Origin of the sequence: Noviherbaspirillum album (genome assembly GCF_035916955.1) — a bacterium.
GTDB lineage: Bacteria > Pseudomonadota > Gammaproteobacteria > Burkholderiales > Burkholderiaceae_D > Noviherbaspirillum > Noviherbaspirillum album.
The window spans coordinates 15,723-40,389 of the sequence record NZ_JAWIIV010000002.1; the positions used below are offsets into that span (position 1 = coordinate 15,723).

Here is a 24,667-nt window from a genome sequence, read left to right on the forward strand (position 1 = left end):
GATATGCTGAATATAAAAATTGTGACTTGGTCATTAGCGATATGGACCACGTTTACATTCGTATTTTGTGTCGTTTTCGCCATGTTGACGCCGTCGAGCCTCTACATGCACTCGCTTCTCATCCAAGTCTTGCCCGGGTTCGAATGGTTCAGTTGGCGCGGCTTTTTCGTTGGGCTGATCGAAAGTTTCCTCTATGGCGCCTATGCAGGTCTCGTCTACGTGCCTATTCACAATATTTTGCATCGAAAGTGCATGAGCGCAACGTCATGAGCAACAAGTGCGGCCGAAGTGCCCATGGACTTGCGAAGTGATCGGAAATGTAACGAAACATGTCAGAGATTAAGACTACCAGGGCAATGCGATGAAAACGAACGTTATTGAAGTGCGCGACATGCTGTCGGCATTGAGCGTGGGCGAAGTGGAAAAACGAATTGGCGAAGTCCCGGGTATCGAAAGCGCCAGGGTGAATCACGCAGCAGGAAGCGCCACAGTGCGCTACGACGAAACCCTACTCGACGCCGCCGATATCAAGGCACTCGTGCACCAACGCGGGAAGCAGTCCGCAGGTGACGGACGAAAGCACAAAGCGGTACCGGACGCGCCGATGGCTCCCACGGTCGGCGACCAAAAGAGCCATGAGGGTCACAAGGGTCACGCCGCAGCGGGCGCACAGCCGGCCATGCCAGCGGATATGGCGCATGAGATGGGCCATGACGGCATGGACTTGCAAGCCATGGTGCGCGACATGCGCAACCGTTTCTGGATCTGCCTGATTTTCACCGTGCCGATCTTTGTTTACGCACCGATGGGAGATCTTTTCGAGCCGCCGGTGCCGCCATTCGGTGTCGACCTTGGCCTGTGGCTGTTTGCCTTCGGGTCCCTCGCCATTGTCTATCCCAGCTGGCCGTTCTTCGTTTCCGCTTGGCGCGCGCTTAAGAACGGCGTCCTGGGCATGGCGGCGCTGATCGTTCTAAGTGTGGGTACCGGATATCTGTTCAGCGTTGCCAGCACTTTCTTTTTCAAGGGCGGCGGACAGTTCTTCGAAGCCGCAGCCGTCCTGCTGGTTTTCATCCTGCTCGGGCACTGGCTGGAAATGCGCGCCCGTGCGGGTGCCTCGTCCGCAATCAAGGCGCTAATGGATCTCACACCGGCGATGGCCAATGTGATCCGCAATGGCGCCGAGCTAGAAGTTCCAACGGCGGATGTGCTGGCGGGAGAGATTGTGGTGATCCGTCCCGGCAATAGGATTCCGGTCGATGGCACAGTGGAGAGTGGCGAATCACTGGTCGATGAGTCCATGCTCACCGGCGAGTCGATGCCAGTCCAGAAGGGGCCGGGTGCAACAGTGATCGGTGCTACCATCAACAAGAGCGGCAGCTTCCGCTACAAGGCGACCAAGGTCGGCGCTGAATCGGCGCTGGCGCAGATCGTAAAACTGGTGCAGGACGCGCAAAACTCCAAGGCGCCGGCGCAACTGCTGGCGGATAAGGCCGCGCAATGGCTGGTGATTGTCGCGATCGTGATCGGACTAGCGACCTTTGCGGTGTGGTTCTGGGTGATCGGAGAGTCGCTGCTGTTAGCAGTGACGCTGACCATTACCGTCTTCGTGATCGCCTGTCCCGATGCGCTGGGACTCGCGACGCCGATGGCAGTCATGGTGAGTACTGGCCTGGGCGCGATGAACGGCATTCTGTTCAAGAATGCCTCGGCGCTTGAAGACGCTACCAAGCTTGATGTCATCGTGTTCGACAAGACGGGCACGCTTACTGTTGGCCAGCCGGAGGTGGTGGGGATCGTCGTGGCGGACGGCTCCACCGAGGACGTGGTACTGGCCGCCGCCGCCGCCGTCGAGCAAGGGTCCGACCATCCACTGGCCCAGGCGATCGTGCGCGGCGCGGCGCCCCTCACCATCGTGGCGCCGCCTGGCTGCGAACGCCGGGCCGGCATGGGCGCGCGCGCCCAAGCCGTCCAGGCTTTCGACGCCTGTCGGCGCCACGTTGGGGTGGTGCGCCGCGCGGCGCACCTCACCATCGTGGCGCCGACAGGCTTCGAAAGCCTGGACGGCATGGGCGCGCGCGCCGAAACTGCTGGCGGCACGGTGTTCCTTGGCAACCGGCTGCTGATGGATACGCAAAAGCTCGTACTCGGTCGGATGGAAACCGACGCCACCCGCTTGCAGGGAGACGGACGCACCGTGGTCCATGTGTCCCAGGCAGGTCGCGTGATTGGCCTGATCGCCATTGCCGATGCGATCAGGCCAAGCTCCAGGGCAGCGGTGGCAAAACTGCGCGAACGCAGGATCGAAGTGGTGATGCTAACCGGCGACAACGCGGCCACGGCCAGGCGCATCGCCGCGGACCTCGGCATCGATACCGTGTTGGCCGACGTGCTGCCAGGCCAAAAGGCGGAGAAAGTAAAGGAACTGCAGGCCAAGGGCAAGAAAGTCGGGATGGTTGGCGATGGCGTCAACGACGCGCCGGCCCTGACCCAGGCCAACGTCGGATTTGCCATCGGCGCCGGCACCGACGTCGCGATGGAAAGTGCCGATGTCGTGCTGATGAAGAGCGACCCGTATGATATTGTCGGCGCGATCGAGTTGTCGCGCGCAACGGTGCGCAAGATGCACCAGAATCTTTGGTGGGCCGTGGGCTACAACGTGATTGCGTTTCCGCTTGCAGCAGGCGTCTTGTACCCATTCGTGCTGAGTCCGGAGGTTGCAGCGCTGTCGATGTCCGGCAGCACCCTGATCGTGGCGCTCAATGCGCTGATGCTCAAGCGCACCAAACTTGCGGGAATCAGGAAAGCGCGATCTCCGGAGGCACCGTTAGCCAACGCGAAGCTTGCGGCGAAAGCATCAGCATGAGCAATCCGTTACGCACCGCTGATGCGGCGTCGCGGCCCGGGTCATGTGGGGCCACCTCGACCAACAACATTTGGTGCAGTTCATTGGACCAACTCTCCGTTCGATACCGCCTAGCAGACCTTCGTGTGTACGACAAAGCAAAGTGAATTTTCGGAGTTACTCTTTAGAAGTTTGAATGCCATGAATGCTAACCGAATTATGAGCTTGATCGCCGTCGCGCAGATCGCCTTCTTGGTTTCCGCCGGACCTGCCTTTGCTGCCGGGGGAAAGGTCTACGTTGCCGATGAAGAATCGAGCACGGTCAGCGTCATTGACACGGCATCCTTCAAAAAGACTGGCAGTATCCCTGTCGGCAAAAACCCGCACAACGTGCAGGTTGCGCCCGACGGCAAACTGCTGTGGGTCACCAATGACGGCGAGCATGACAAGGCGTCCGAGAGGCCGGAACACGAAGGAATGCCAAAGTCCGAGCACGGAACGCTGGCGGACGCTGGAGCGGTCTGGGCCATCGATACCGCTACCGATACAGTGATCGCCAAAATACCGGTTGGCATGCATCCCGCTCACGTCGTCGTGGCCCAGGAAGGCCGCCTCGCATATGTCACCAACGGTGGCGAAAACACCGTCAGCGTAGTGGACATCTCGGTGCAACGGGTCGTCAAGACAATTCCGGTCGGCGCCTCTCCGCACGGTATTCGTATCAGTCCGGACAACAAACAAGCGTGGGTCGCCAATCTCAAAGGCGGCACGATCTCGGTGATCGATATCCAGACACAAAAGCAAATCGCCCAAATCCCCGTCGGCAAAGGCCCGGCTCAGGTGGCCTTCACTCCTGATGGCAGGCTTGGCTTCGTATCGCTGTCAGAGGAAAACCAGCTTGCGGTCGTTGATCCAGTAAGCCGCAAAGTAATCCGCAGGGTGAAAGTCGGGTCGGTGCCGATTCAAATATATGCCACACCCGACAGCAAACTCCTGCTAGTCGCCAATCAAGGCACCCGCGGGAAGCCTGGCACCAGCGTTAGCATCGTCGTCGTCGCAACCTCCAAGGTCACCGCGACGATCGAAACTGAGCGTGGCGCACACGGGATAGTGGTAGATCGCGATGGACGCCATGCCTTCGTAACCAACACCTATGCGAACACGGTCTCCGTTCTCGATATCGGTGAACGCAAGGTCATCGCCACAGTACCGGTTGGCCGCAGCCCGAACGGCATCAGCGTGATGCCTTGACTGGTGGCGGACAGATCGTTTACGGACGCGCGAAAAATGTGGATAAAGAGCATTGAATTCAGAGAGCGAATCGACTATCGAGATTGCGGATTTTGCCGAATTTTCCGGCGACCATCTCGGATAGGAAAAGCCGCCATTCCGTCTGAGCTATTGAAATGAAAAATCATCTTTGTTATATGGGATTACGTCTTATGAAGGCGCCAATCGTTCTACTCCGGTTCTCGAAATCAATTTTTCTCGTATGCGGCATCTGGCTGATTGGGCTGGGCGGATATTTTATGTTTGCGCGACCGGCGCTATTGCCCGAGGATTTGCGCTATCTGGGGTTGAGCGCGATTCAGGTTGAGACATTCGTGCCTAACCTGGCGTCATGGCTGCGAAACGTATTCACCGTGATGGGCGGGTTTATGGCTGGGGGTGGGGTCTTGATAGTCTTTGTGAGTATGCGCGCGGTTAAGCAATGCATCGCAGGAACAGGGACTGCACTCGGCCTTGTAGGGTTGCTCACGGTGGCAACCATGAGCTATACCAACTTCGTGCCGGACTCGGGCTTCAAATGGCTCCTTTTGATACCGGCAGTTGCTTGGTTGCTTGGGCTCGTAAGCTACGTGGTTGGCAAGATGGCGGAATATGCCATCGCAACGGATCCCCAGACCAATGTGAATGCGCCAGGTGAGTAACGACATGAAGAGTTCAGGAAATTATCGCCGCGCCACTACGGCTGCGCTCATGCTGGCAGTTTTCACGGTGTCAGTCGGCTTTGGCGTGGTACTGCCACTTCTGCCTTACCTGATCGAGCGGCTACTGGGGGAGGAAGGAGGAGCCGCGCAAATTTCCCGGCACACGGGTCTACTGACCGCCATCTATACCCTCTCGCTTTTTCTGTTTGCTCCCATGTGGGGGCGACTATCCGATCGACATGGTCCGCGTGGCGTGCTGCTATTTGGCCTTCTCGGCTTTGGCCTGACCATGCTGGTTTTCTCGTTCATCGAGAGTCTCGCCGCAGTTTACGCTGAGCGCTTCTTGAGCGGCATGTTCGCTGCAGCGGTGACCCCGGTTGCTGCGGCGGTGATCGGTGGCTTCGCTACGACAGAACAGGCGCGCGCCCGTCGGCTGGCGTTCGTCAGCATGGCCGGCATTGCCGGTTTCCTGCTCGGGCCGATGCTAAGCGTGTTCATTACCCGCTTTGCTACCGAGTTATTTGCCATTACCAGGCTGGCGGGATCGGTTGCGGTCCCGCTGACGACGACCGCACTGCTCGCCCTTATCGTGGCTTCTGCTATCGTGTTTGTCGTGCCAAGTGGCAAAAGCCTCAATCGGTCACAGAAGACTACGGGTGCCTCGGCCGAAAAAACGACATGGTTGGTGCCGAAGCTGCTTACCCTCACCTTTATCGTCTCGATCGGCATCGGGGTTTTCGAGATCGGGCTTGTCTTGCGCGGCAAGCAGGAACTAGGCTTAAGCCCGTACCAGATCGCGCTGATGTTCACCGAATGCAGCCTGGTCATGTTTGTGCTGCAGGCAATCGTATTTTCGCCCTGGTTCAAGTCGGAAAAAACCCGCTGGCTCATTGCGCCCGCGCTGGCCGTGCTGGCCGTCGGCTTGTTCCTCGTACCTCAGGCGTCTGATTTTACGTTAATGCTGGTCGTGATCGGTGCGGTCGCAGCCAGCGCCGGCATCCTGTCGCCGATCCTGACGTACTGGATATCGGCCAAGGCAGGCAGCGCGCAGGGTTGGGAACTCGGCAAGCAGACGGCCGCCGCCAGTCTCGGCGTCACTCTGGGTTCTACGGTGGGGGGGCTCCTATACAATCTCGCCGCCTTGCCGGGAGCCCCCTTCATCCTGACCGCAGCACTGGCCGCACTGGGCTTCGTGTTGAGCCTTGGGTTGCCCCATCTGCTAGTGGTTCCCCATGCGACATTACGTCGGTTGTCAGCATGAACGAGCTTAAAGCGCGTACCACACATTTTCCAACCCTGAAGGAAAGACCACCATGAAAACCTCAATAGTATTTGCCGTAATCGTTGCCTGCGCCCTGCCGGCGCCTATCGTATCAGCGCGAGAAAAGTCGGCTCCAGCCAAGCCGTCGATGGGCGTGGACAAACAGGTGCTGTAGATGCAGGAAAACATGAAGGCGATGCACAGCATGGGTGGCGCGATGATGATGGCGCAGATGGTGCAGCATCAGAAGGCGCAGGAAACGATGCCAAAGTAAGTCACGAACCGATTTCAGCAGGATGGCCCCAATGAACTCCGCTCTGCCCTGCGGCAGCCCGCTTGGCGTCGCGTCTTGTCGCACTTCCAGGATCCCCTCGTCTACCTCTTGCTGACTGCGGTCGTCATCGCGCTCGTCGCCTGGGTGATCGAAGGCTTGGCCGGCTGGCCTGTGGATGCGATAGTCATCGCGACGGTCGTCCTGCTCAACGGTATTCTGGGCTTTGTGCAGGACGCCAAGGCAGAGACCGCTGTCGCGGCCTTGGCTAAAATGACCGCAGCGACCGCCTCGGTCCTGCGTGACGGTCAAGTGCTACGGGTACCCAGTTCCGATCTGGTGTATGGGGACATGCTGGTGTTGTGCGAGGGCGACGCCGTCGGCGCGGATGCACGTCTAGTTCAGGCCACGTCCCTGCGCGTGCAAGAAGCCTCGCTGACGGGTGAGAGCGAAGCCGTGCTCAAAGACGCCGCCAGGCTGCCAAAGGCGGCGTCGCTCGGCGACCGGCTCAACATGGTCTTCAAGGGCACGGTTATCGCGCAAGGCGTCGGTCGCGCCGTGGTTACAGCAAGCGCGATGGCCACCGAGATGGGCTCGATCGCCGCAATGCTCGACGCCACCACCGAGGAGCCGACGCCGCTGGAAAAGGAAGTCGGGCGCATCGGGCGCATGCTGGGCATCGCGATCGTCATCATTGCCGTGGTGATGGTGGGAACCATCTTGCTGATGTCTAAAATCCGCAGCGTCGCCGACGTCATCCCCGTCTTGCTGCTCGGCGTGTCCTTGGCGGTAGCGGCCGTGCCTGAAGGATTGCCGGCAATTTTGTCGGTGGTGCTCTCGCTTGGGGTACGGTCAAAGGAGCCGAAAACTCTACCTTAGCACGGTACTAATTCCGGGAGGGATCACCAATAAGCTGAAGGCTCTTGCCCACGCGCTGAGGATCGGGTGCAATGGCGGAACCTTCCCGCGGAATCGGCACCTATAAGCGTCAGGATTTTTCCGAACGCTTCGCGCAAGAGGTGCTGTTCCCAAATGGAGGCGACAAGTGAGGCGCTTCTGCTAATTACGCCCCCTCATTTGCCTCGGGCGGCCACCACCAACATGGCGCTAAACAGAGAGCGCCTCATCACCACTGAAGTGTTTAACTTCAAGCAGCGTTATCGATAGCGTACGATCTTGGCAATTAGATTGCCGTGATAGTTTCGTGACATTTCGGCGATACAGTTAAATCTGCGATCGGTGATTTCTATAGGTTAAGGGCACAAGCTATCCGAAGCAGGCAGCGTTTTTACGCTGAGCCTTTGTTGACGCGAAAAAGCTGATCAAACAGCACAAATTGACAGTTCGGAAAGTGAGTCACCACTGCCCTACTTTCAAGCCACCCATACATGGTCCGTGCATCTATTGAGCGCCGAGGATTGTCCTGTGATTCCTAAATCTCGCGATGAGATAGGAATCTACACAGATCTAGCTTGCGTATTGCTTTTCGTTTGCATTTGATGTCCGCAGACTTCGGTACAAACTGGATAGCGGCATCTATTGCTCTGTCGACGGTTCCACTTTTGATCTAGCTGGTCGGGTGTTAAGAAAAACAAGCCTGCCCCCTCCGAATCCGGTTGTGCCGTCGCAGACATACTTGACAAGTGAGCAGCTGCAACTCCGCGAATGTTGGTTATCAGAGGTATTCCATATGGCCGTTTTCCATTTCATGAGGTTTCATTATGCATACTGACAATTTACCCATTGTTATGAAGGTGAAAAGGGAGAAGTTTGCAGCCGAGACGATGAAGTATCCTACTCCGGTGTCCCAGCCAGTACCGCAACCGGTCGAGGTACCGCATGTGGAAACACCCATGCCATCCAGTGCCGCACCGGTGTCGTTCCTCGAGCAGGCATTTCTCTACCAGATCGATCGGTGGCAGCGCAGCGTACTGTTCCTCGACATATTGCGTGAACGGGCTAACAATATGATGGCGCACGACGAAGCAGGCATGCCACCGCCGCTCGCATTCGAATATGAAACGGTACTCGACGCGAGACGCTTCGAGATGCCTGCAAATTACGCACTGCTGCGCATCACGCGCTGCGATGATGATCGTGCCGAGGATTGCGTCGATGACAACAAGCCGCCCGTGATCATTATCGACCCCCGTGCCGGACATGGCCCTGGACTCGGCGGCTTCAAGCGCGACTCTGAAGTCGGCATGGCGCTGCATGAAGGACATGCAACCTATTTCGTGATCTTCTTTCCGTTGCCAAGTCCGAACCAGACGCTAGCCGACGTATTGCATGCACTGCGGCGCTTTGTTGAGGAAGTGAGCAACCGGCATCACGGGAAGGCACCGGTCCTATACGGGAACTGCCAAGCGGGATGGGCCTCGATGCTGCTCGCCGCAGATTGCGAAGGCTTGAGCGGAGTGACGGTATTAAACGGTTCCCCCCTTTCGTACTGGGCTGGCGCGTCGGATGCCAATCCGATGCGATTGGGCGGAGGTTTAATGGGCGGAAGCTGGCTAGCACACTGGTTGGCGGATCTGGGGAACGGCCGGCTCGATGGCGCTTGGCTGGTGCAAAACTTTGAAAACCTGAATCCGGCCAATACGCTATGGGACAAGAACTACAACGTATTCGCGCATATCGATACCGAGCGTGAACGCTTCCTCGAATTTGAGCGCTGGTGGACCGGCTATCACTTCCTGAGCAGGGAGGAGATTTTATCGATCATTGAAGACCTTTTTATCGGCAACAAGCTTGAGCGCGGGACGATGAAAATTTGCACTGACTGCTATATCGACTTAACGCGCATTCGCAATCCGATTGTGATCTTTGCGTCCAGCAGCGACAACATCACGCCGCCGCACCAAGCGCTCAACTGGATTCCGACTGTCTACCCGACCACCGCTGATCTGAAGAACGCAGGACAACGCATTGTCTATCTCCTCAACACCCATGTCGGTCATTTAGGCATTTTTGTGTCGGCCAGCGTGGCGAAATTGGAACACCGCGCGATACTGGAAAGTATCGGCGACTTAGACGCACTTCAGCCAGGTTTGTACGAGATGAAGATCAGCAACCCGACTGGCGATCCCGATTGCCGCAAGCCGCAGTACACAGTGAGCTTTGAAGAACGCGAGGTCGAACAGATTAACTATGCATATCCGGAGCGATCGTTTGAAAAAGTGCAAGCCGTATCTGAATGGAACGAGTTGCTGTACAAGACTACGATCAGTCCATGGATTACTGCGTTCGCCAATCCCTGGAGTGCGGAAATTCTGAAACGCCTGCACCCTATGCGCATCGGCACTAAGATGTTTTCCGAAAAACTCAACCCCTGGATGTGGCCGTTGAAAATGTTTGCGCCTTTCATCGCAATTGTACGCCTTCCTGTCGACGAAACCAACGAGTTCGTAGCAATGGAGGGAGAGGCCGGCGCATCGATTTCAAGAACGTTGGACAGCTATAGAAAATCCAGAGATAGCGCCAGCGAACAGCTATTTTCAACACTGTATGGAGTTAAGTGAACTGGATGAAGGTTGATTGCAAGCGGCCGAACGAGTTCACGTATGCATTGGCCAGGGACGGAGGGTTGAGTCCAAAAACGTTCACATACACAGTCGGCTATATGGATTTTTGGTCATGCGGGATTCTAAGGGAGCGGCGATGCGCACTATGAAAGCAGCAGTATTCCTCCATCCAGGCAAGATTGTGCTTGACGACAAGCCGATACCGGTTGCCGGAGCTGGCGAAGCGTTAATCAAAATCACCACCACTACGATCTGCGGCACTGATGTGCATATACTCAAGGGCGAATTTCCGGTCGAAGCAGGCCGCACGATCGGCCATGAGCCGGTGGGTGTAATTGCGGAACTTGGTCCAGGCATGACCGGCTATTTGCTGGGACAACGGGTCATCGTTGGTGCAATTACACCGTGCGGACAGTGTCATTCATGCCTCGATGGGCACCAATCGCAATGCGGCGGAAAAGCGGCCGGTGGCTGGCGCTTCGGCAATACGATAGACGGATGCCAAGCGGAATATTTGCTGGTACCGCATGCGATGTCTAATCTCGAGCCGATTCCGGACGGACTCACGGATGAACAGGTGCTGATGTGTCCAGACATCATGAGCACCGGTTTTGGCGGTGCGGAGAATGGCGAAATTAAAATCGGCGACGCGGTCGTAATTTTTGCGCAGGGGCCGATAGGCTTGTGCGCTACTGCCGGCGCAAAATTGAAGGGTGCAAGTCTGATTATCGCGGTCGATGGCGTGAGCGCACGGCTTGAGGTGGCAAAAAAGCTAGGCGCCGATGCAATCATCGACTATACGAAGACAGATCCGCTGACCGAGATCATGCGACTGACCAACGGGCGCGGCGTCGATGTCGCCATTGAGGCGCTGGGCACTCAGCAGACCTTTGAGAATTGCCTGCGTGCGCTTAAACCGGGTGGCACGCTTTCCAGCCTCGGCGTTTACTCAGGCAAGATTTCAATGCCCCTCGACGCTTTTGCCGCAGGCCTGGGCGATCACAAGATCATCACCACGCTTTGCCCTGGTGGCAAGGAGCGCATGCGCAGGCTCATGAATGTGGTTGCTTCCGGCCGCGTTGATTTGAAACCCATGGTGACGCATCGCTTCAAGCTGGATCAGATCGAACAAGCCTATGAATTATTCGCAAACCAGCGGGACGGTGTATTGAAAATCGCAATCACGCCCTGATTCCAGCAACGAGATATGCGCCGTCAATGTTGTTCCTACCATCCAGAGGCCATGCATGAGCGTCCGCAATCTGCAGCATCTTTTCAGTCCCAACTCGGTCGCGCTGATCGGCGCGTCCAATAAACCGCACAGCGTCGGCGTCACTGTCTTGCATAACCTGCTTGGAGGAGGATTTGCCGGCGTGATCATGCCGGTCAATCCGAAGTATGAAACACTTGAGGGGCTTCACGTGTATCCGACGGTAGCAAGTTTGCCTACAGCGCCCGATCTGGCTGTAATCTGCACGCCTCCGGCGACGATTCCGGATATCGTCACGGCCTTGGGGGAACGCGGCACTCGCGCAGCGATTGTCATTACCGCCGGATTGGGAGCAGTAAAAGATCGGGAAGGGGTCAGCATGAAGGATGCCATGCTGACTGCAGCGCAACCCTATCTGCTTAGAATTCTCGGGGCCAACTGCGTCGGCCTCTTGGTTCCTGCAATGGGGTTGAATGCGAGCTTCGCGCATACCGGCGCCTTGCCCGGAAGGCTGGCGTTCGTGTCTCAATCAGGCGCACTAGTCACTGGCGTGCTGGATTGGGCTAAGTCGCGTGGCATTGGATTCTCCAAATTCATCTCGCTCGGTGATAGCGCTGATGTCGATTTCGGAGACACGCTCGACTATCTGGCCGGCGACCCTGATACACACGCGATTCTGCTTTACATCGAAGATATCCGCCACGCGCGCAAGTTTATGTCGGCCGCGCGCGGCGCGGCGCGCAGCAAGACGGTTATTGTTCTCAAGGCAGGCCGCGCACCTGAAGGCGCGAAAGCAGCCGCTTCGCATACCGGGGCACTGGCCGGCGCGGATAAGGTCTACGATGCTGCAATCCGCCGTGCCGGGATGCTGCGCGTTTTCTCCACGAAGGATCTGTTCGACGCCGTTGAAATTCTGGCGCATACGCGACCACTCGTTGGCGAGCGGCTGACCATCGTCACTAATGGCGGCGGCCCAGGTGTGATGGCAACCGATGCCCTGATCGCCAGTCAAGGAAAACTGACAGAACTAAGCCCGCAGACCCTAGAACGGCTGGATGCGATATTACCCGCCACCTGGTCGCATGGGAATCCCATCGATATCATCGGCGACGCACCGGTCGAACGCTACAGGCAATCAATCGAGGTACTGCTGCAGGACCGACAGGCGGATTCGCTACTTTTCATCCACGCGCCAACCGCGGTCGTGTCCTCAGCCGTGATTGCTAAAGCCGTGGCGCCACTACTACGCGATGCCCCGCAGACTACTGTCGCATGCTGGCTTGGCGGTGATGCCGTGGCGCAGGCACGCGATATTTTTTCGGTTGCGAAAATTCCGACTTACGACACGCCGGAAGATGCGGTGCATGGCTTTATACAAATTGTCCAGTACCGGCGTAATCAGGAACTGATGATGCAGGTTCCGTCTTCCGTGCCGTCCGAGTTCACGCCACGCTACGCGGCGGCTCAAGCGGTTGCGCGCGATGCCCTGTCGCAGGGTAGAAGCATGCTGTCAGAGCCAGAAGCGAAGGCCATGCTGGCCGCCTACGGCATTCCGGTTGTTGAAACCAGAGTCGCGCATACGGTAGAACAAGCAGTGAGCGCCGCGCGCGAGATCGGATTTCCGGTAGCGGTCAAAATCCTATCGCCGGAGATTTCGCATAAGTCCGACGTCGGGGGCGTAGTGCTCGACCTTGAAACCGCTGAAGATGTGCAGGCTTCAGCCACAGCGATGCACCGGCGCCTGTCTGAGCTGCGACCCGAAGCGACGCTCCAGGGATTCTCCGTGCAGGCAATGGCGCGACGTCCCGAGGCCCATGAGCTAATTATCGGGGTGACTACAGATCCGGTCTTCGGTCCAGTTATTTTGTTCGGCCAGGGTGGCGTCGCGGTAGAGGTGATGGACGACAATACGGTCGGCCTGCCGCCGCTGAATATGGTGCTGGCGCACGACATGATCTCCCGCACCCGCGTTTCAAAACTGTTGGCCGGTTATCGCAATCGTCCCGCTGCGAACATCGATGCTGTCTGCCGTATCCTGATTCAGGTATCCCATCTGGTTTCCGATATCCCCGAGATTGTCGAACTCGATATCAATCCTCTGCTGACCGACGCGCGCGGAGTGATTGCGCTCGACGCCCGCGTGCGGATCAGACAGCCTGATACGGCGACTGGTCTCGAGCGTCTGGCGATCCGTCCTTATCCCAAGGAACTGGAAGAATGGATCACCTGGCAAGGCGGTCCGGTGCTACTACGGCCGATCCAGCCCGAAGATGGAGCCGAACATGTTACTTTCTTTTCCGCGCTAAGTCCGGAAGACGTGCGCTTACGTATGTTCGCCCAAATGCACGCGCTTCAGCCATCGCAACTGGCGCGCTTTACGCAGATCGATTACGACCGCGAAATGGCCTTCATTGCAACCAGGAAAAAGATAAATGGTGGATGCGAAACCCTCGGCGTGGCGCGAGTCGTTGCAGATCCCGACAACATACAGGCGGAGTTCGCGATCGTCGTTCGGTCCGACGTCAAGGCGCAAGGCTTGGGTACCGCGTTGATGGAAAAACTGATTCGGTATTGCCGCAGCCGAGGCACGAGGGAAATAACGGGCGAAGCGTTGACGCAGAATGCCGGTATGCTGACACTGGCAAAACGATTCGGTTTCGACATTGGCCCGGACTTCAATAGTGAGACTACCGCCTTGCGGCTCGATTTGCGTAATGACACCGCTGATATACAAAAGCGGAAGTAAGGGCCGATATTTCGATAATGAAGGAAGCGACAATGAAAATTCAAATTCTTGTGGATGGCTCCGCGTGTTCGGCCAAGGCGGTCGACTATGTCGCGACGCACTTGGACTTTTTCCAGGGAAAGGAAAGTGTGCAACTGCTGCATATCCATCCGAAGGTGCCCGGAGGTCTCGCCGCATCTATTGTCGGTAACGATGCCATCCATGCCTATTTCGACGCAGAATCAAAGGCCGCGCTTGCGCCCGCCGAAAACATACTACGCGAGAAAGGCATTCCTCATCAAGCCGACTACATGATCGGCGACATCGCCGAGCAGGTCCCAGCTTATGTGGCCAAGCATGGCATTGAGATGATCGTGATGGGTTCCCATGGTCATGGGGTGCTAAAGGGCATGGGGATGGGCTCCATGCCAACGAGGGTACTTGCAACGGCCAGCGTGCCAGTACTGATTGTGCGCTAGCTGTCAACGCTGACGAGGGTGGCTCACGGAGGTTTGGTCCCGAAGACCGATGGATCCTCCCGCGTTTTTAGTCTCAGCCCGATATTGCACGGCTCCATAGCTTGCGCAATTCGCTGGACCATAAAACGATGCTGGCAATTGCAGCGCATGTCAGCCACTGGTCAAGTTCCAGCGGAACCGTACCGAACGCAACATTGAGAAACGCGAGGTGGACGACCGCGATTTGCAGCATCAATGATAATGCTACCGCACCCCACAACCACCCATTTGTAAACAGGTGGCGGAAGGCGCTTGCAGTGTGCGAGCGAGCGTTGAAGCAGTTATACAATTGTGCGAATACCAGAACCGTAAAGCCAGCAGTGCGGGCGGTATCGATGTTCTGGGTTCCTTTTATCAGCCCCCCAGGCAAATACAGATCGATCGTCAGCAATGTCACTATCGCCATGACCAGGCCAGTCTGAATGACGCTTGCCCACATTTTCGCGTCGATCACCCGGTCCGTCAGCAGGCGCGGCTTGCGTGCCATGACGTCGTCGGTCTGCGGGTCGACACCCATTGCCAGTGCCGGCCCTGAATCGGTCAGAAGATTAATCCAGAGAATCTGCGTCGCCAGCAAGGGTAGTGCCACTGCCCCACTCGCGTCCGTAAGACCGATGACGCCGCCCATTACCACGCCCAGGAAAACGGTTAAGACCTCGCCCATGTTCGACGACAGCAGGTAACGCAGGAATTTTCTGATATTGTCGAAGATACCCCGGCCTTGGCGCACCGCCTCGACGATCGTCGCGAAATTGTCGTCGGCTAGAATCATCTTGGCCGCTTCCTTTGTGACCTCCGTGCCGGTAACACCCATTGCAATACCGATGTCGGCGGATTTTAGCGCCGGGGCATCATTGACGCCGTCACCAGTCATCGCAACCACGTTCCCATCGGCTTGTAACGCATCGACAATCCGCAGCTTGTGTTGTGGCGCCACTCGCGCGTAAACAGATGTAGTACGAACTGCTTCGGCGAAGGCGGCATCGTCTAGCTTATCGATTTCGAGTCCTGTCAACGCCGGCGCACCGGCTTCGACAATGCCGAGGTCTGTGGCAATGCGCGCCGCCGTACGCGGATGGTCGCCGGTAATCATGATGATCCGGATGCCGGCCCGGCGAGCCTCCCGGATAGCCTGGCCAGCTTCTTCGCGGGGCGGATCGATGATGCCTACCGTGCCCACGAAAATAAGCTTTTGCTCCAGGACTTCCTCAGCTTGCGGGTCTTCACCTGTTGCAACGGGCCGATAAGCCACAGCAAGCGTGCGCAGCGCGGCATCGGAAAGGGTGTCGACGTCAACCAGGATGCGTTTGCGGATCGCGTCGTCGAGTTCGACCACATCGGCGCCAATGCGGGCTTGGGTGCATCGCTGAAGAAGTACGTCCGGGGCGCCCTTGGTGATGACAACGATCTCATTGTTATGCTCGTGGTCTACCTCGATCGTGGACATCATCTTACGTTCGGAGGTGAACGGGATCTCACTGAGGCGTGTGAAGCGCAGTTTGCGTCGCTCGGCGATGCCCAACTTTTTCTCGGCGACAAGAAATGCTGCTTCGGTTGGGTCGCCCTGTATTTCCCATTCGCCGCTCTCCGTTTTGCGCAGGTCGGCGTTGCTTGCCAGGCTGCCACCGCTAAGTACGACGATGTTCTCTGCTAACAAGGAACCGACGCCAAGCGCGATGCCATCCTGCTCGACATGCCCTTCTGGTGCGTAACCGACGCCCGTGACATGGGTTGCACCCGAAACAGTCATGATGCGCTCGATGGTCATCTCAGAGCGGGTCAGCGTGCCTGTCTTGTCCGACGCGATAACTGTAGCCGACCCCAGAGTTTCCACCGAAGATAGATTTTTGACAATAGCGTTATGCCTTGCCATCTGCCTCACTCCGATGGCAAGCACGACTGAGAGGATCGCTGGAAGTCCTTCGGGCACCGCCGCCACGGCAAGGGATACGCCGAGCAACAGAACATCGACGACGTCGTCGGCGGTACGGATGTCGGATATCAGTAAGATAGTTCCCACCACCACAATAACGATGATGACGACCGCTATGCCCAGCATGCGGCCGATTCGGGCGATCTCTTTCTGCAGGGGAGTGAGTTCCTCTTTGGTGGCTTCGAGCATCCCGGCAATCGACCCCATCTGGGTCACCATGCCGGTTGCGGTCACTATGGCGCGTGCGGTACCCTGAACAACTGCGGTGCCTTTGAAGACCATATTGATCTGATCTGCTAGCGCAACCGGTTCGGACAGTGTTACGGCGTCCTTGAGCACAGCTTCGCTCTCGCCGGTGAGCGATGCTTCCTGGACCCGTAACGACGCAGTCCGAACCAGGCGCGCATCGGCCCCCACGGCGTCACCCTCTCCAAGCAAAAGCACGTCGCCACGCACGAGTTGCGCACTGGGTATGCGCATTACCTGTCCTTCCCGGATGACTGCAGACGTAACGGCGGTCATCCGAGCCAGCGCGGCCACTGCATTCTCGGCCTTGGCTTCCTGCATATAACCGAGGACCCCGTTCAGGACTACGATCACCCCGATGACGACGGCATCCACCGGCCACCCTACCCGACCTTCAATAAACCAGGCAGAAAGCGCAATCGCCACCGCGGCCAGCAGCAGGTAGACGAGCGGATCCTGGAAATGGGAAAGTATCCGTCGCCAGATTGGCTGCCGGAGGGCGGCGCGCAATTCGTTAGGGCCCTCATCTGTGAACCGGCGGGAAGCCACATCTAACGAAAGGCCGCTTTCAAGGTTTGTTCCAAAAGCGTTTGCGACCTCCTCAATCTCGTGGATGGAAGGATGCACGATTGTGTTTGTTATTGTCATCTCTCGGTCCGGGTGTACGGTTAGCAAATTAGGACATCCCAGCTTCCCGTCGGAAATCGGTACCATGTAGACAGGCCGTACGACGCAATGAAGGGTGCATTAGCAAACACATGTTGTCGATAAGTGGACAATACAGGTATCGCCACGATTGCCTAGGTTACGTTCGCCATGCGTCTGGTCTGGCGATCCAGAATGAGGGCGGGTCGAGCAGAAAAGAGAACGGGTATCGTTCTTCGCCCAGTCTAATTAGGTTGCCAGACCCTAGCTCTGCCGTCCGGTCTTGTCGCATTCCATTGTCGTCAAGGCTGATACCGAAGCAGCAGGTGAGTTGCGGGTTCACCGATCCGGAACGGCATTTTCCCGTCGATATTGTCGCCACCGACAAGGTCTTCGGTATGGTTGTAATCGCAACTTCTCCTTCCATCAGCGTACACGGATACTGGCATGTCACCGCACAGAAAAGTCACTTTCTAGCTTGATTTTGTGCTGTCGTCGGCTTCGCCCGCGTAAAGCGCTAGCGATACAACCCAGGGCAGTGTAAATATAAAGATAAGCCATTTAAAGTCGGACGCAATGATGAAGTTCACGACCGACATTAGTCCAATGGACGCCAATCCAGTCCCAGCGACTATCCATGCCGCGCCGGTTGTTCTAGACCGAAAGCTTGTTACCGCGACGTGGCATGTCAGTAGTCCAGACGCAAACATAAACCCGCCCATGACCCAGAATACCCGTTTGAGCCACACCAGCAGCCCGGGCAGATTTACCTGAATTTGCTCCAAGGTCGTTCCCATATAGCGTGGATCTTCTGGTAAAACAGGCGGCCGTATGAATATGAAATACAGACCAAGACCCATCAGGATGACGCCACCCATTGTCAAAATGATTGAAGACAACGGTTTGGATCGATGGGGCATCATAACCATGATTAATGACATCTAAAATTGCCGGGAAAGCCAAGAGTTAAATTTGGCCACATTCATTCGCCATACATTTTGGCAAACAAGCGCTCGCTCGCTGCGTCTCGCGATTGCTGGTAACTTTGAAGCGCCGCCACGATGGATGCACTTGTAGCGCGTTCAGCGTTTCCAAATATGTTGTCTTTGCTTGCCGGTTCGCGATTGGCTTTGACGAAGGGAACCATCATCTTCAAAGGCACCATCCAAGGATTCAGTGCTTCGGAATACAAGTAGCGACTGACGCGCATCGGATGCAGCCATTTCAACATTTCCGCGCTGAATGGATTGGCAAAAGCTCTCACCCATGGACTGACAAATGTTTGATAGTACACTTCATTCTGCTCGGAGAGCCTTTGCACGTTTTCAAATGACTTCTCAGGAAAGGTATGCTGAATCTGCTCCACCTGCCTCTCTTCAAAGCCGATGACATATTGTGGTTTGTGAGAATCCGGGTCACCGGTCGGATTGATAATTTTCATTTCATACAAGCCCGGTGGCAGTGCTTCAACCTCATCAACGCTTTCAAGAATAGCGCGATGCTCAAGCATAGCCACGTCCGCCGAGACAAATAAGCCTAAATGACCGACATGGTGATTGAGCAGATACACAATACGCTGGCCAGCCTTTATCAGGTCGGCGGTACTTGGATAGACAGCAGGAATCCAGTTAAGAGCTTGATGCGGTGGCGTGATTTCATCTTCACTGGAGGCAAAGATGATCAGTGGACTACGAATACGCGTCAAATCCACCGTGCAACCTTCAGAAAGTTGCAGCTTGCCGCGCTCAAGCTTATTTCCAATGAACAGATTTTCGACAATTGACAGGATTTCCTGTCGGCTCAAAAAATAAAACCCACTCCACCAGCGCTCGAACTCAATGAATCTCTCACGTTCCGTGTCCACTTTCGAAAACAGCCGGTAGTTTTTTTCCCATAGGGTATGCGCCGGATTTAGACTTTCGAAGTTTTGGACTAACCACGCACCATCGAGTCTGCCGTTGCCCTGGTCTGCCAAAAGATGAGTCATCCACATCCCACCCATGAGTCCTCCCGCCAGGCGCATCGGATTCACGCCTGACGCTCCGGACCAGTATGAAAGCGGCGAGCCGTTCAACACGATAGGGCCGGTTAATTGATCGCAATCGGCTGCCAATAGCATTGCTGCCCACCCTGCCTGACAGTTTCCGTACAGGATCGGTGATTTACCACCATGTCTTTGTGCGACCTCATCAGCGAAACGGCGCAACGCCTTCAATACATGAACCAGGGTTTGGTTTTCGCACGGTAAAGGGAAAAATATGACGAAGTACGTTGGATGCCCTTCGTGCAGGGATATTCCAACTTCCGAGTCATGCTTGGAGCCGCCAATGCCAGGGCCATGGCCAGCGCGGGGGTCAATGATGATGACTGGTGGCTTCTCCTCGCCGACATATTCTTTTGCAAAGTGATCGCGACACCGCGTGATGCGCAACAGTGCATAGTTCGCTGGGGTGTCAAAATGCCGTGCATCCAGAATGGTTTCGTAATCAAAGTCCAGTGGCGGCGGCATGCCGGCGCTTTCATGTGCAAACATGTTATCGGCGCGTTCGCGCAGCGTATCGAAGAACATGATGCTGCGCTGGAAGAAATCAAGTTGGTACTGAGAGGCATCCTGGATCAAACTAGTCGACGCGACAGGCAAGGACGACGAAAGGTTGGTCACGGCCACAGCGGGGATTGAAGATGCATCAGCCTTCGGGCTGGCTGGCAGCACATCTTGTCTATCAAGCGTAGGTTTGGCGACTGGCGAGAGCCGCTTCTTATTGCTAGTTGTTCGCATAATTATTCCAGTTTGGAGTTGTAGGTAAATGTTGCTGCCTGATGCTAACGTGTCACTCGCTAACCATTATTTAATATCCAGTCCTTCGTGCAAACAGCCATCCTATTAGGTCAGGTGTCCAGTGCCCCTGCAGGTTGTCCAAAATCAGAAGCAGGCGAAGTGCTGGCAGCAACGTTGGCAGCGTAATGCGGATCTCCAATCCGCTCTGCCAAGATTTCCACACGGCGTGATTCACGCTGGCATCCATGATTGGCATAGGCTGGGGCAAGCGTTCCAGAATCGGGGCCAGCTCCGCTGCAGCCAGGGAGGAAATACCGCATCGGTGGCATGGGTGACGCCACGCGCACGCACCTCGCCACTGCCTGGACAGAACAAGGTCAGTAACTTGGCCGTTCCATTGCGCGCGTCCTCATGCGGCTGCTGTTTGGGTTGGCCTTGTTCAACCCAGCTTTGTCCGGGATAAGGATGTAAATATCAATGGCATTGGGGTTCTCTTTCCCTCAGACCTGGCGCTGCAGCGAGTCACGCGCCTGGACAGCGGGTGGTTCATTCTCGATGACCAATCCGGACATCGGGTCGCACCACGCCACATCGTTGCGCACCTCTTTCACACCAGGGGTATTTTCCGCAGCCACCGTCAACGCATTGATTTCTTCCGCATTTGTCACGACGCCGTTGATATGCACGACACCATTACGCACGATGATGTCAAGCATGCCTGTTGGTGCCCACGTCGTCTTCTCCAGCGTTGCCAGCAGTTGTGTGCGAATGTCGTTATCGGAGGATTTGGCCGCGGGTATTTCATGAATCACCGCACCCAGTGCTTGCACAAGATTGGCACGACTGACAATCCCGACCAGTTGGTTTTCCCGAATGACTGGTACGCGCTTGATGCGATGCTTTTCCATCAGCCTGACCACCTCATCCAACGTCGTGTCCGGAGCTGCCGCGATCACTTGCGTCGACATGACCTCCTTCACGTGCCGGCCGTGCGCATGTACAAATTCCTTGGCGAGCTTTCCGGGACCGATCAGAAACTCCAACCAGCGCGGCCGCTTTCGCTCGGTCTGCGTTTCCGTGCGTCGCAGCAAGTCTCCTTCAGTCAACATGCCTGTCACTCGTCCTGCATCGTTCAAGACAGGCAGTCCACTAATCTTATGACGCAACATCAGCGCAATGGCATCCTCCAACGTAGCGTTATCGGTGACGCAGATTGGCTGCATGGTCATCACATCTTGTGCTTTCATGATGCTCCTCTGTCAGAACTAGCGGTGGCTGCTGCCCATGCCGCACCTGAATCTCACATTCAATGAGCGCATCGGCGTTTCGTGATCGTCACCTTAGCCTCTGCTTAATTTGTGCTGAGCGCTTGAACAAGATCAAGATTATGAAGGTCAGCGCTGCGGTCTTGAATGTCGCCCGCTCAGGTTATTGAGCCACGGCACTCCGTCTTGTTTGATCTGAGTTAAGTTTTTTGCCTGATCTCCTACTACGCTGAAGTAATGGTGCGACATGTCGAGGCGCACGACCGATCTTTCAAGGAAGTCTGGGCACTTTGAAGACTGCTACGGATAGCTGCAACCACGAAGGTCATGCTGATGAATGGATTGAATACAGTTAATCTTGCAGGCAAAGCCCTGTCACTGCGCATCGTGAATCTGACGCGACGTATTGCCGGGGCGGCGTATGGCATTTATGCGTGGGCGATCTTCGTTACACTGGCACTGCCTGCTTGCTTGCTCATTGTGCTGGCCAGACAGGTCGCCGTTCGTCGCCGGATTGCGCGGACCGCTGCCAGACTGGTCTTTTGGTCTACCAGGATTCCACTCTCGATCAACGGCTTGGACAGGTTGCCGGCAGGACCGCATATCCTGGTCGTCAATCACACCAGCTTTCTTGATGCCATTGTCCTGACAGCGCTCTTGCCGTCATCACCGGGATATGCGTTCACGGCGCGTCAACAGTTTCGCAAGCAGGGTCTGCTGTGGCCGGTGTTGGGTGCCCTTGGCTTGCTTCTGCTGCGCGCCGGGGATGCCCGTCATCTGTCTTCCAATATTGAAAAGATCATTGGTGCACTAAAGTCCGGAGAAAACGTGGTGATGTTTCCGGAGGGCGAATTCACCCCAATTGCAGGCCTGCGGCGCTTCCACTCCGGCGCTTTCGTGGCCGCAGCCAAGGCGGAGGTGCCGGTGGTGATCGGCGCGTTGGGCGGCGCACGGACAATATTGCGCTCTGGTTCCTGGATGCCGCGCCGCGCTCCCGTTGCAGTGGATATCGGCCCTGTCGTCCATGCTGCCGGCATGGACCATGTAACCATTGCAGCGATGCGAGAAGAAGCGCGTCGGCTGATGCTGCCAATGACTGGCGAACCGGACCTCAACGCCTGACGGATAGGAAGAAACCTGGAATGACTTTGGATCAGGCGAGCCCGGCCTCATGCAAGCAATGCAACTCGAACACGCTGGCCAATTGCTGCATCGTTGCATGGCACCGACCCGTGTCAGAGGCAGATGAGGTACTGATTCGCGTCTCCGCATGCGGAGTATGCCGTACTGGCCTGCATATCCGCGACGCCGAGCTCGCACCACGTCGAGTGCCATCGATTTATGCGACGTTCATGGGGCCGTTATCCCGTGCATCAGTTGCATTTCTCCATCATCGTCATATGTTTCTGTCGCATCTCTGGCGACATTGTTTCCATATGCGTGCCCATCGATTTCTTCTCTTCAGGTGTTTTCGCGCTCATCATTTTATTGTGCTTGTCGCACATGGTTTTCATGTCCATCATCGACATCTGGTTGCCTGTGGATCCACCGCCTGACGCCCCCGTCGGTGTCGAAGTTGCCGCGTCAGCCTGGTGTTGTCTATTCTGCGCGTCTTGGCGAGATGCACATCCTGTTAAAGCGAGAATGACCAAGACGGCTGGAAATGCAGCGGTTAGGTGAATGGTCGACTTCATTGATAGCTCCCGGATGGAATGGATGTCGTAACACTATGAGCTTATCCAGAGAAATAGATATGTTTATATTAAAGTTCTTACTTGCAATCACGCTCTGACAGTGCGGACGCTAGGAACGATCGCTTAATCCGCTGCACTGTTCCCGCTGCACTGTTCGGCTTCTCGGCGCTGACTGCCGTCGCAATGGCGCGTTCGGAGGCGTGCATCCGCCTCGCATATATCTCAAAGGCCGTTTATGGCCGATTCTATAGAAAATGTCTCGCTGCAATACGTAAAACGTAGGAAAGTCGGGATACTGATTCGTCGGACGAATCTACTCTTCTCCGCAACAATTGTCTCGCCAATATGGTTTGGTATTAATCTGCTTTACGAGCTTACTGAGCGCTACTGGGGGAGCCAGTGCATCATGGTTGCTGCTGATTATGCTGACGCAATTCAAAACTAACTGCTACAGCTACCTTACTGGCATTTAACAGAAGATGGTGCTATACGGACATTAATGCAAACTCTTGACTTTAAGAAAAATTTGCTCTTATGTAGCTTGAATTGGCCCGATTTTCCATTTGTCTTCCGGGTTTTGTAAGTGCGCACGAAAGCCTATACAAAATATCCATAAATTTTGTTACTCAAAGTATTGAGCGCCCCAAGCAGTGCTGTGTGATCAACGAGCCTCTTGGCAATGAGGTGCATTGAGGCACCATCGCGCTGCCACACGCCATAGACAGTAAGCAGAGTGGCATCGAGCACTTCCCTCTTCTGTTTTTCAATTAGACTGGGCCAGACAATAACTTGGGTTGTACCTGTGAGGTAGCCTGACATTTGTGGACACTCCCGTTTGATACACTGAGTAAATGGGAGAAGGCATGAAGAAAGAAATCAGAAGCTACACGCCCGAGTTTCGGGCCGAAGCAGTAAAGCTGGTGCTGGAGCAGGGATTGTCCCTGGAAGCGGCGGCGCAGCGGCTAACCGTGCCCAAGGGAACGCTATCGAACTGGGTAATGGCTGCCAAGCGTGGAAACAGCGCAGGCACTGCAGCGCCAGGAAGCCGGAGCGTAGTCGAGCTGGAAGCCGAGGTCGCCAAGTTTCGCAAAGAATTGGCCACAGAACGCATGGAAAAAGAAGTGCTAAAAAAGCGGCAGCGTACTTTGCACGGGAGTCGCTGCCCGGTACGCGCAACTGAAACATCTGCGACTCGACTACCCCATTGCCTTGCTATGCCGGGTGTTTGGCGTATCACGCAGCGGCTTTTACGCCTGGCTCAACCGCAAACCCTGTGCACGCCAGCAGGCCGATGAGCGACTGAAGGTAGCGATCGGAGCAGTGCATCGGCAAAGCCGGGAAACCTACGGCGTACGACGGATGCAGCCGGAATTGAAGGACCAGGGGTTTGCTGTCGGCCGTGACCGCATTGGTCGGCTGCGGCGGGAACTGGGACTACGCTGCAAGCAAAAGCGCCGGTTCAAGAGAACAACGAATTCCCGACATGACTTGCCGGTAGAAGCCAACTTGCTGGAGCAGCGGTTCGATCCGACAGCACCTAACCAGCAGTGGCTGGTGGATATTACTTATGTGCCGACCGAAGAGGGCTGGCTATACGTGGCCGGAGTCAAGGATGTGTTCACTTGCGAAATCGTTGGATATGCCATGAGCGAGCGAATGACGCAGGAACTCAAGCGCCCCGCGGCCGGGCTGATTCACCATTCGGACCGCGCGTCGCAATATTGTGCGAAAGCCTATCGCCAGTTGTTACGCCAGTTCGGCATGCGTGCGTCTATGTCACGCAAAGGAAACTGCCATGACAAGGCTTTTGTTTCATACTACAC

The 24,667-nt window shown here is 56.1% G+C and carries 18 protein-coding genes and 2 pseudogenes; 14 read left to right on the top strand and 6 right to left on the bottom strand.

Translation table 11 applies throughout. The features are described from left to right. The first annotated feature begins 3 nt into the window (after positions 1–3). The 12 genes and pseudogenes from RY831_RS02880 (at position 4) to RY831_RS02935 (ending at position 14,243) form a co-directional block, all read left to right on the top strand. A complete protein-coding gene (locus RY831_RS02880; protein WP_326504837.1) occupies positions 4–270 on the top strand; it encodes a DUF5676 family membrane protein in 267 nt (88 codons plus the stop codon). A 91-nt stretch (positions 271–361) separates the two neighbouring features. Continuing rightward, the gene (locus RY831_RS02885; protein WP_326504838.1) at positions 362–2,863 is read left to right on the top strand and encodes a heavy metal translocating P-type ATPase; all 2,502 of its coding nucleotides are present in this window, start codon (positions 362–364) and stop codon (positions 2,861–2,863) included. A gap of 180 nt (positions 2,864–3,043) precedes the next feature. Further along, positions 3,044–4,093, top strand: coding sequence for a YVTN family beta-propeller repeat protein (locus tag RY831_RS02890; protein WP_326504839.1), 1,050 nt, complete (start codon positions 3,044–3,046; stop codon positions 4,091–4,093). Between the two features lie 155 nt (positions 4,094–4,248). After that, positions 4,249–4,773: a hypothetical protein gene (locus tag RY831_RS02895; protein ID WP_326504840.1), complete on the top strand. Its 525-nt coding sequence runs from the start codon at positions 4,249–4,251 to the stop codon at positions 4,771–4,773. 4 nt (positions 4,774–4,777) lie between these two features. After that, positions 4,778–6,034 (top strand): MFS transporter, encoded by a 1,257-nt coding sequence (locus tag RY831_RS02900; RefSeq protein WP_326504841.1) that lies wholly within the window; start codon positions 4,778–4,780, stop codon positions 6,032–6,034. A gap of 52 nt (positions 6,035–6,086) precedes the next feature. Next, positions 6,087–6,209 carry a hypothetical protein gene (locus RY831_RS02905; protein WP_326504842.1) on the top strand — a complete coding sequence of 41 codons (123 nt, stop codon included), beginning with the start codon at positions 6,087–6,089 and terminating at the stop codon, positions 6,207–6,209. 111 nt (positions 6,210–6,320) lie between these two features. Continuing rightward, a pseudogene (locus tag RY831_RS02910) lies at positions 6,321–6,425 on the top strand (cation-transporting P-type ATPase); the annotation flags it as partial. Positions 6,426–6,479: 54 nt separating this feature from the next. Beyond that, the gene (locus RY831_RS02915) at positions 6,480–7,184 is read left to right on the top strand and encodes a P-type ATPase actuator domain-containing protein (protein WP_496196637.1); all 705 of its coding nucleotides are present in this window, start codon (positions 6,480–6,482) and stop codon (positions 7,182–7,184) included. 842 nt (positions 7,185–8,026) lie between these two features. Then, a complete protein-coding gene (locus tag RY831_RS02920; RefSeq protein ID WP_437126205.1) occupies positions 8,027–9,826 on the top strand; it encodes a DUF3141 domain-containing protein in 1,800 nt (599 codons plus the stop codon). A gap of 139 nt (positions 9,827–9,965) precedes the next feature. After that, positions 9,966–11,021, top strand: a complete 1,056-nt coding sequence (locus RY831_RS02925; RefSeq protein WP_326504843.1) for an NAD(P)-dependent alcohol dehydrogenase — start codon at positions 9,966–9,968, stop codon at positions 11,019–11,021. A 55-nt stretch (positions 11,022–11,076) separates the two neighbouring features. Continuing rightward, entirely contained in the window at positions 11,077–13,785 is a 2,709-nt protein-coding gene (locus RY831_RS02930) for a bifunctional acetate--CoA ligase family protein/GNAT family N-acetyltransferase (RefSeq protein WP_326504844.1), read from the top strand. Positions 13,786–13,817: 32 nt separating this feature from the next. Further along, entirely contained in the window at positions 13,818–14,243 is a 426-nt protein-coding gene (locus tag RY831_RS02935) for a universal stress protein (protein WP_326504845.1), read from the top strand. A 73-nt stretch (positions 14,244–14,316) separates the two neighbouring features. Here the strand turns inward: RY831_RS02935 and RY831_RS02940 are convergent, their stop codons facing one another. The 4 genes from RY831_RS02940 to RY831_RS02955 form a co-directional block, all read right to left on the bottom strand. Next, a complete protein-coding gene (locus RY831_RS02940; RefSeq protein WP_326504846.1) occupies positions 14,317–17,109 on the bottom strand; it encodes a cation-translocating P-type ATPase in 2,793 nt (930 codons plus the stop codon). A gap of 470 nt (positions 17,110–17,579) precedes the next feature. Further along, positions 17,580–18,047 carry a hypothetical protein gene (locus RY831_RS02945; RefSeq protein WP_326504847.1) on the bottom strand — a complete coding sequence of 156 codons (468 nt, stop codon included), beginning with the start codon at positions 18,045–18,047 and terminating at the stop codon, positions 17,580–17,582. A 41-nt stretch (positions 18,048–18,088) separates the two neighbouring features. Then, positions 18,089–19,885, bottom strand: coding sequence for a DUF3141 domain-containing protein (locus RY831_RS02950; protein ID WP_326504848.1), 1,797 nt, complete (start codon positions 19,883–19,885; stop codon positions 18,089–18,091). A gap of 500 nt (positions 19,886–20,385) precedes the next feature. Next, positions 20,386–21,132 (bottom strand): CBS domain-containing protein, encoded by a 747-nt coding sequence (locus RY831_RS02955; RefSeq protein WP_326504849.1) that lies wholly within the window; start codon positions 21,130–21,132, stop codon positions 20,386–20,388. Between the two features lie 345 nt (positions 21,133–21,477). Here RY831_RS02955 and RY831_RS02960 point away from each other — a divergent pair, with 345 nt between their 5' ends. After that, complete coding sequence (locus tag RY831_RS02960) at positions 21,478–22,272, top strand: lysophospholipid acyltransferase family protein (RefSeq protein ID WP_326504850.1); 795 nt, start codon at positions 21,478–21,480, stop codon at positions 22,270–22,272. Between the two features lie 251 nt (positions 22,273–22,523). Here the strand turns inward: RY831_RS02960 and RY831_RS02965 are convergent, their stop codons facing one another. After that, positions 22,524–22,844, bottom strand: coding sequence for a hypothetical protein (locus RY831_RS02965; RefSeq protein WP_326504851.1), 321 nt, complete (start codon positions 22,842–22,844; stop codon positions 22,524–22,526). A 597-nt stretch (positions 22,845–23,441) separates the two neighbouring features. Further along, positions 23,442–23,663: a hypothetical protein gene (locus RY831_RS02970; RefSeq protein ID WP_326504852.1), complete on the bottom strand. Its 222-nt coding sequence runs from the start codon at positions 23,661–23,663 to the stop codon at positions 23,442–23,444. Between the two features lie 44 nt (positions 23,664–23,707). Here RY831_RS02970 and RY831_RS02975 point away from each other — a divergent pair. Next, positions 23,708–24,650 (top strand): annotated as a pseudogene (locus tag RY831_RS02975) (IS3 family transposase); the annotation flags it as partial. Between the last annotated feature and the right edge of the window lie 17 nt (positions 24,651–24,667).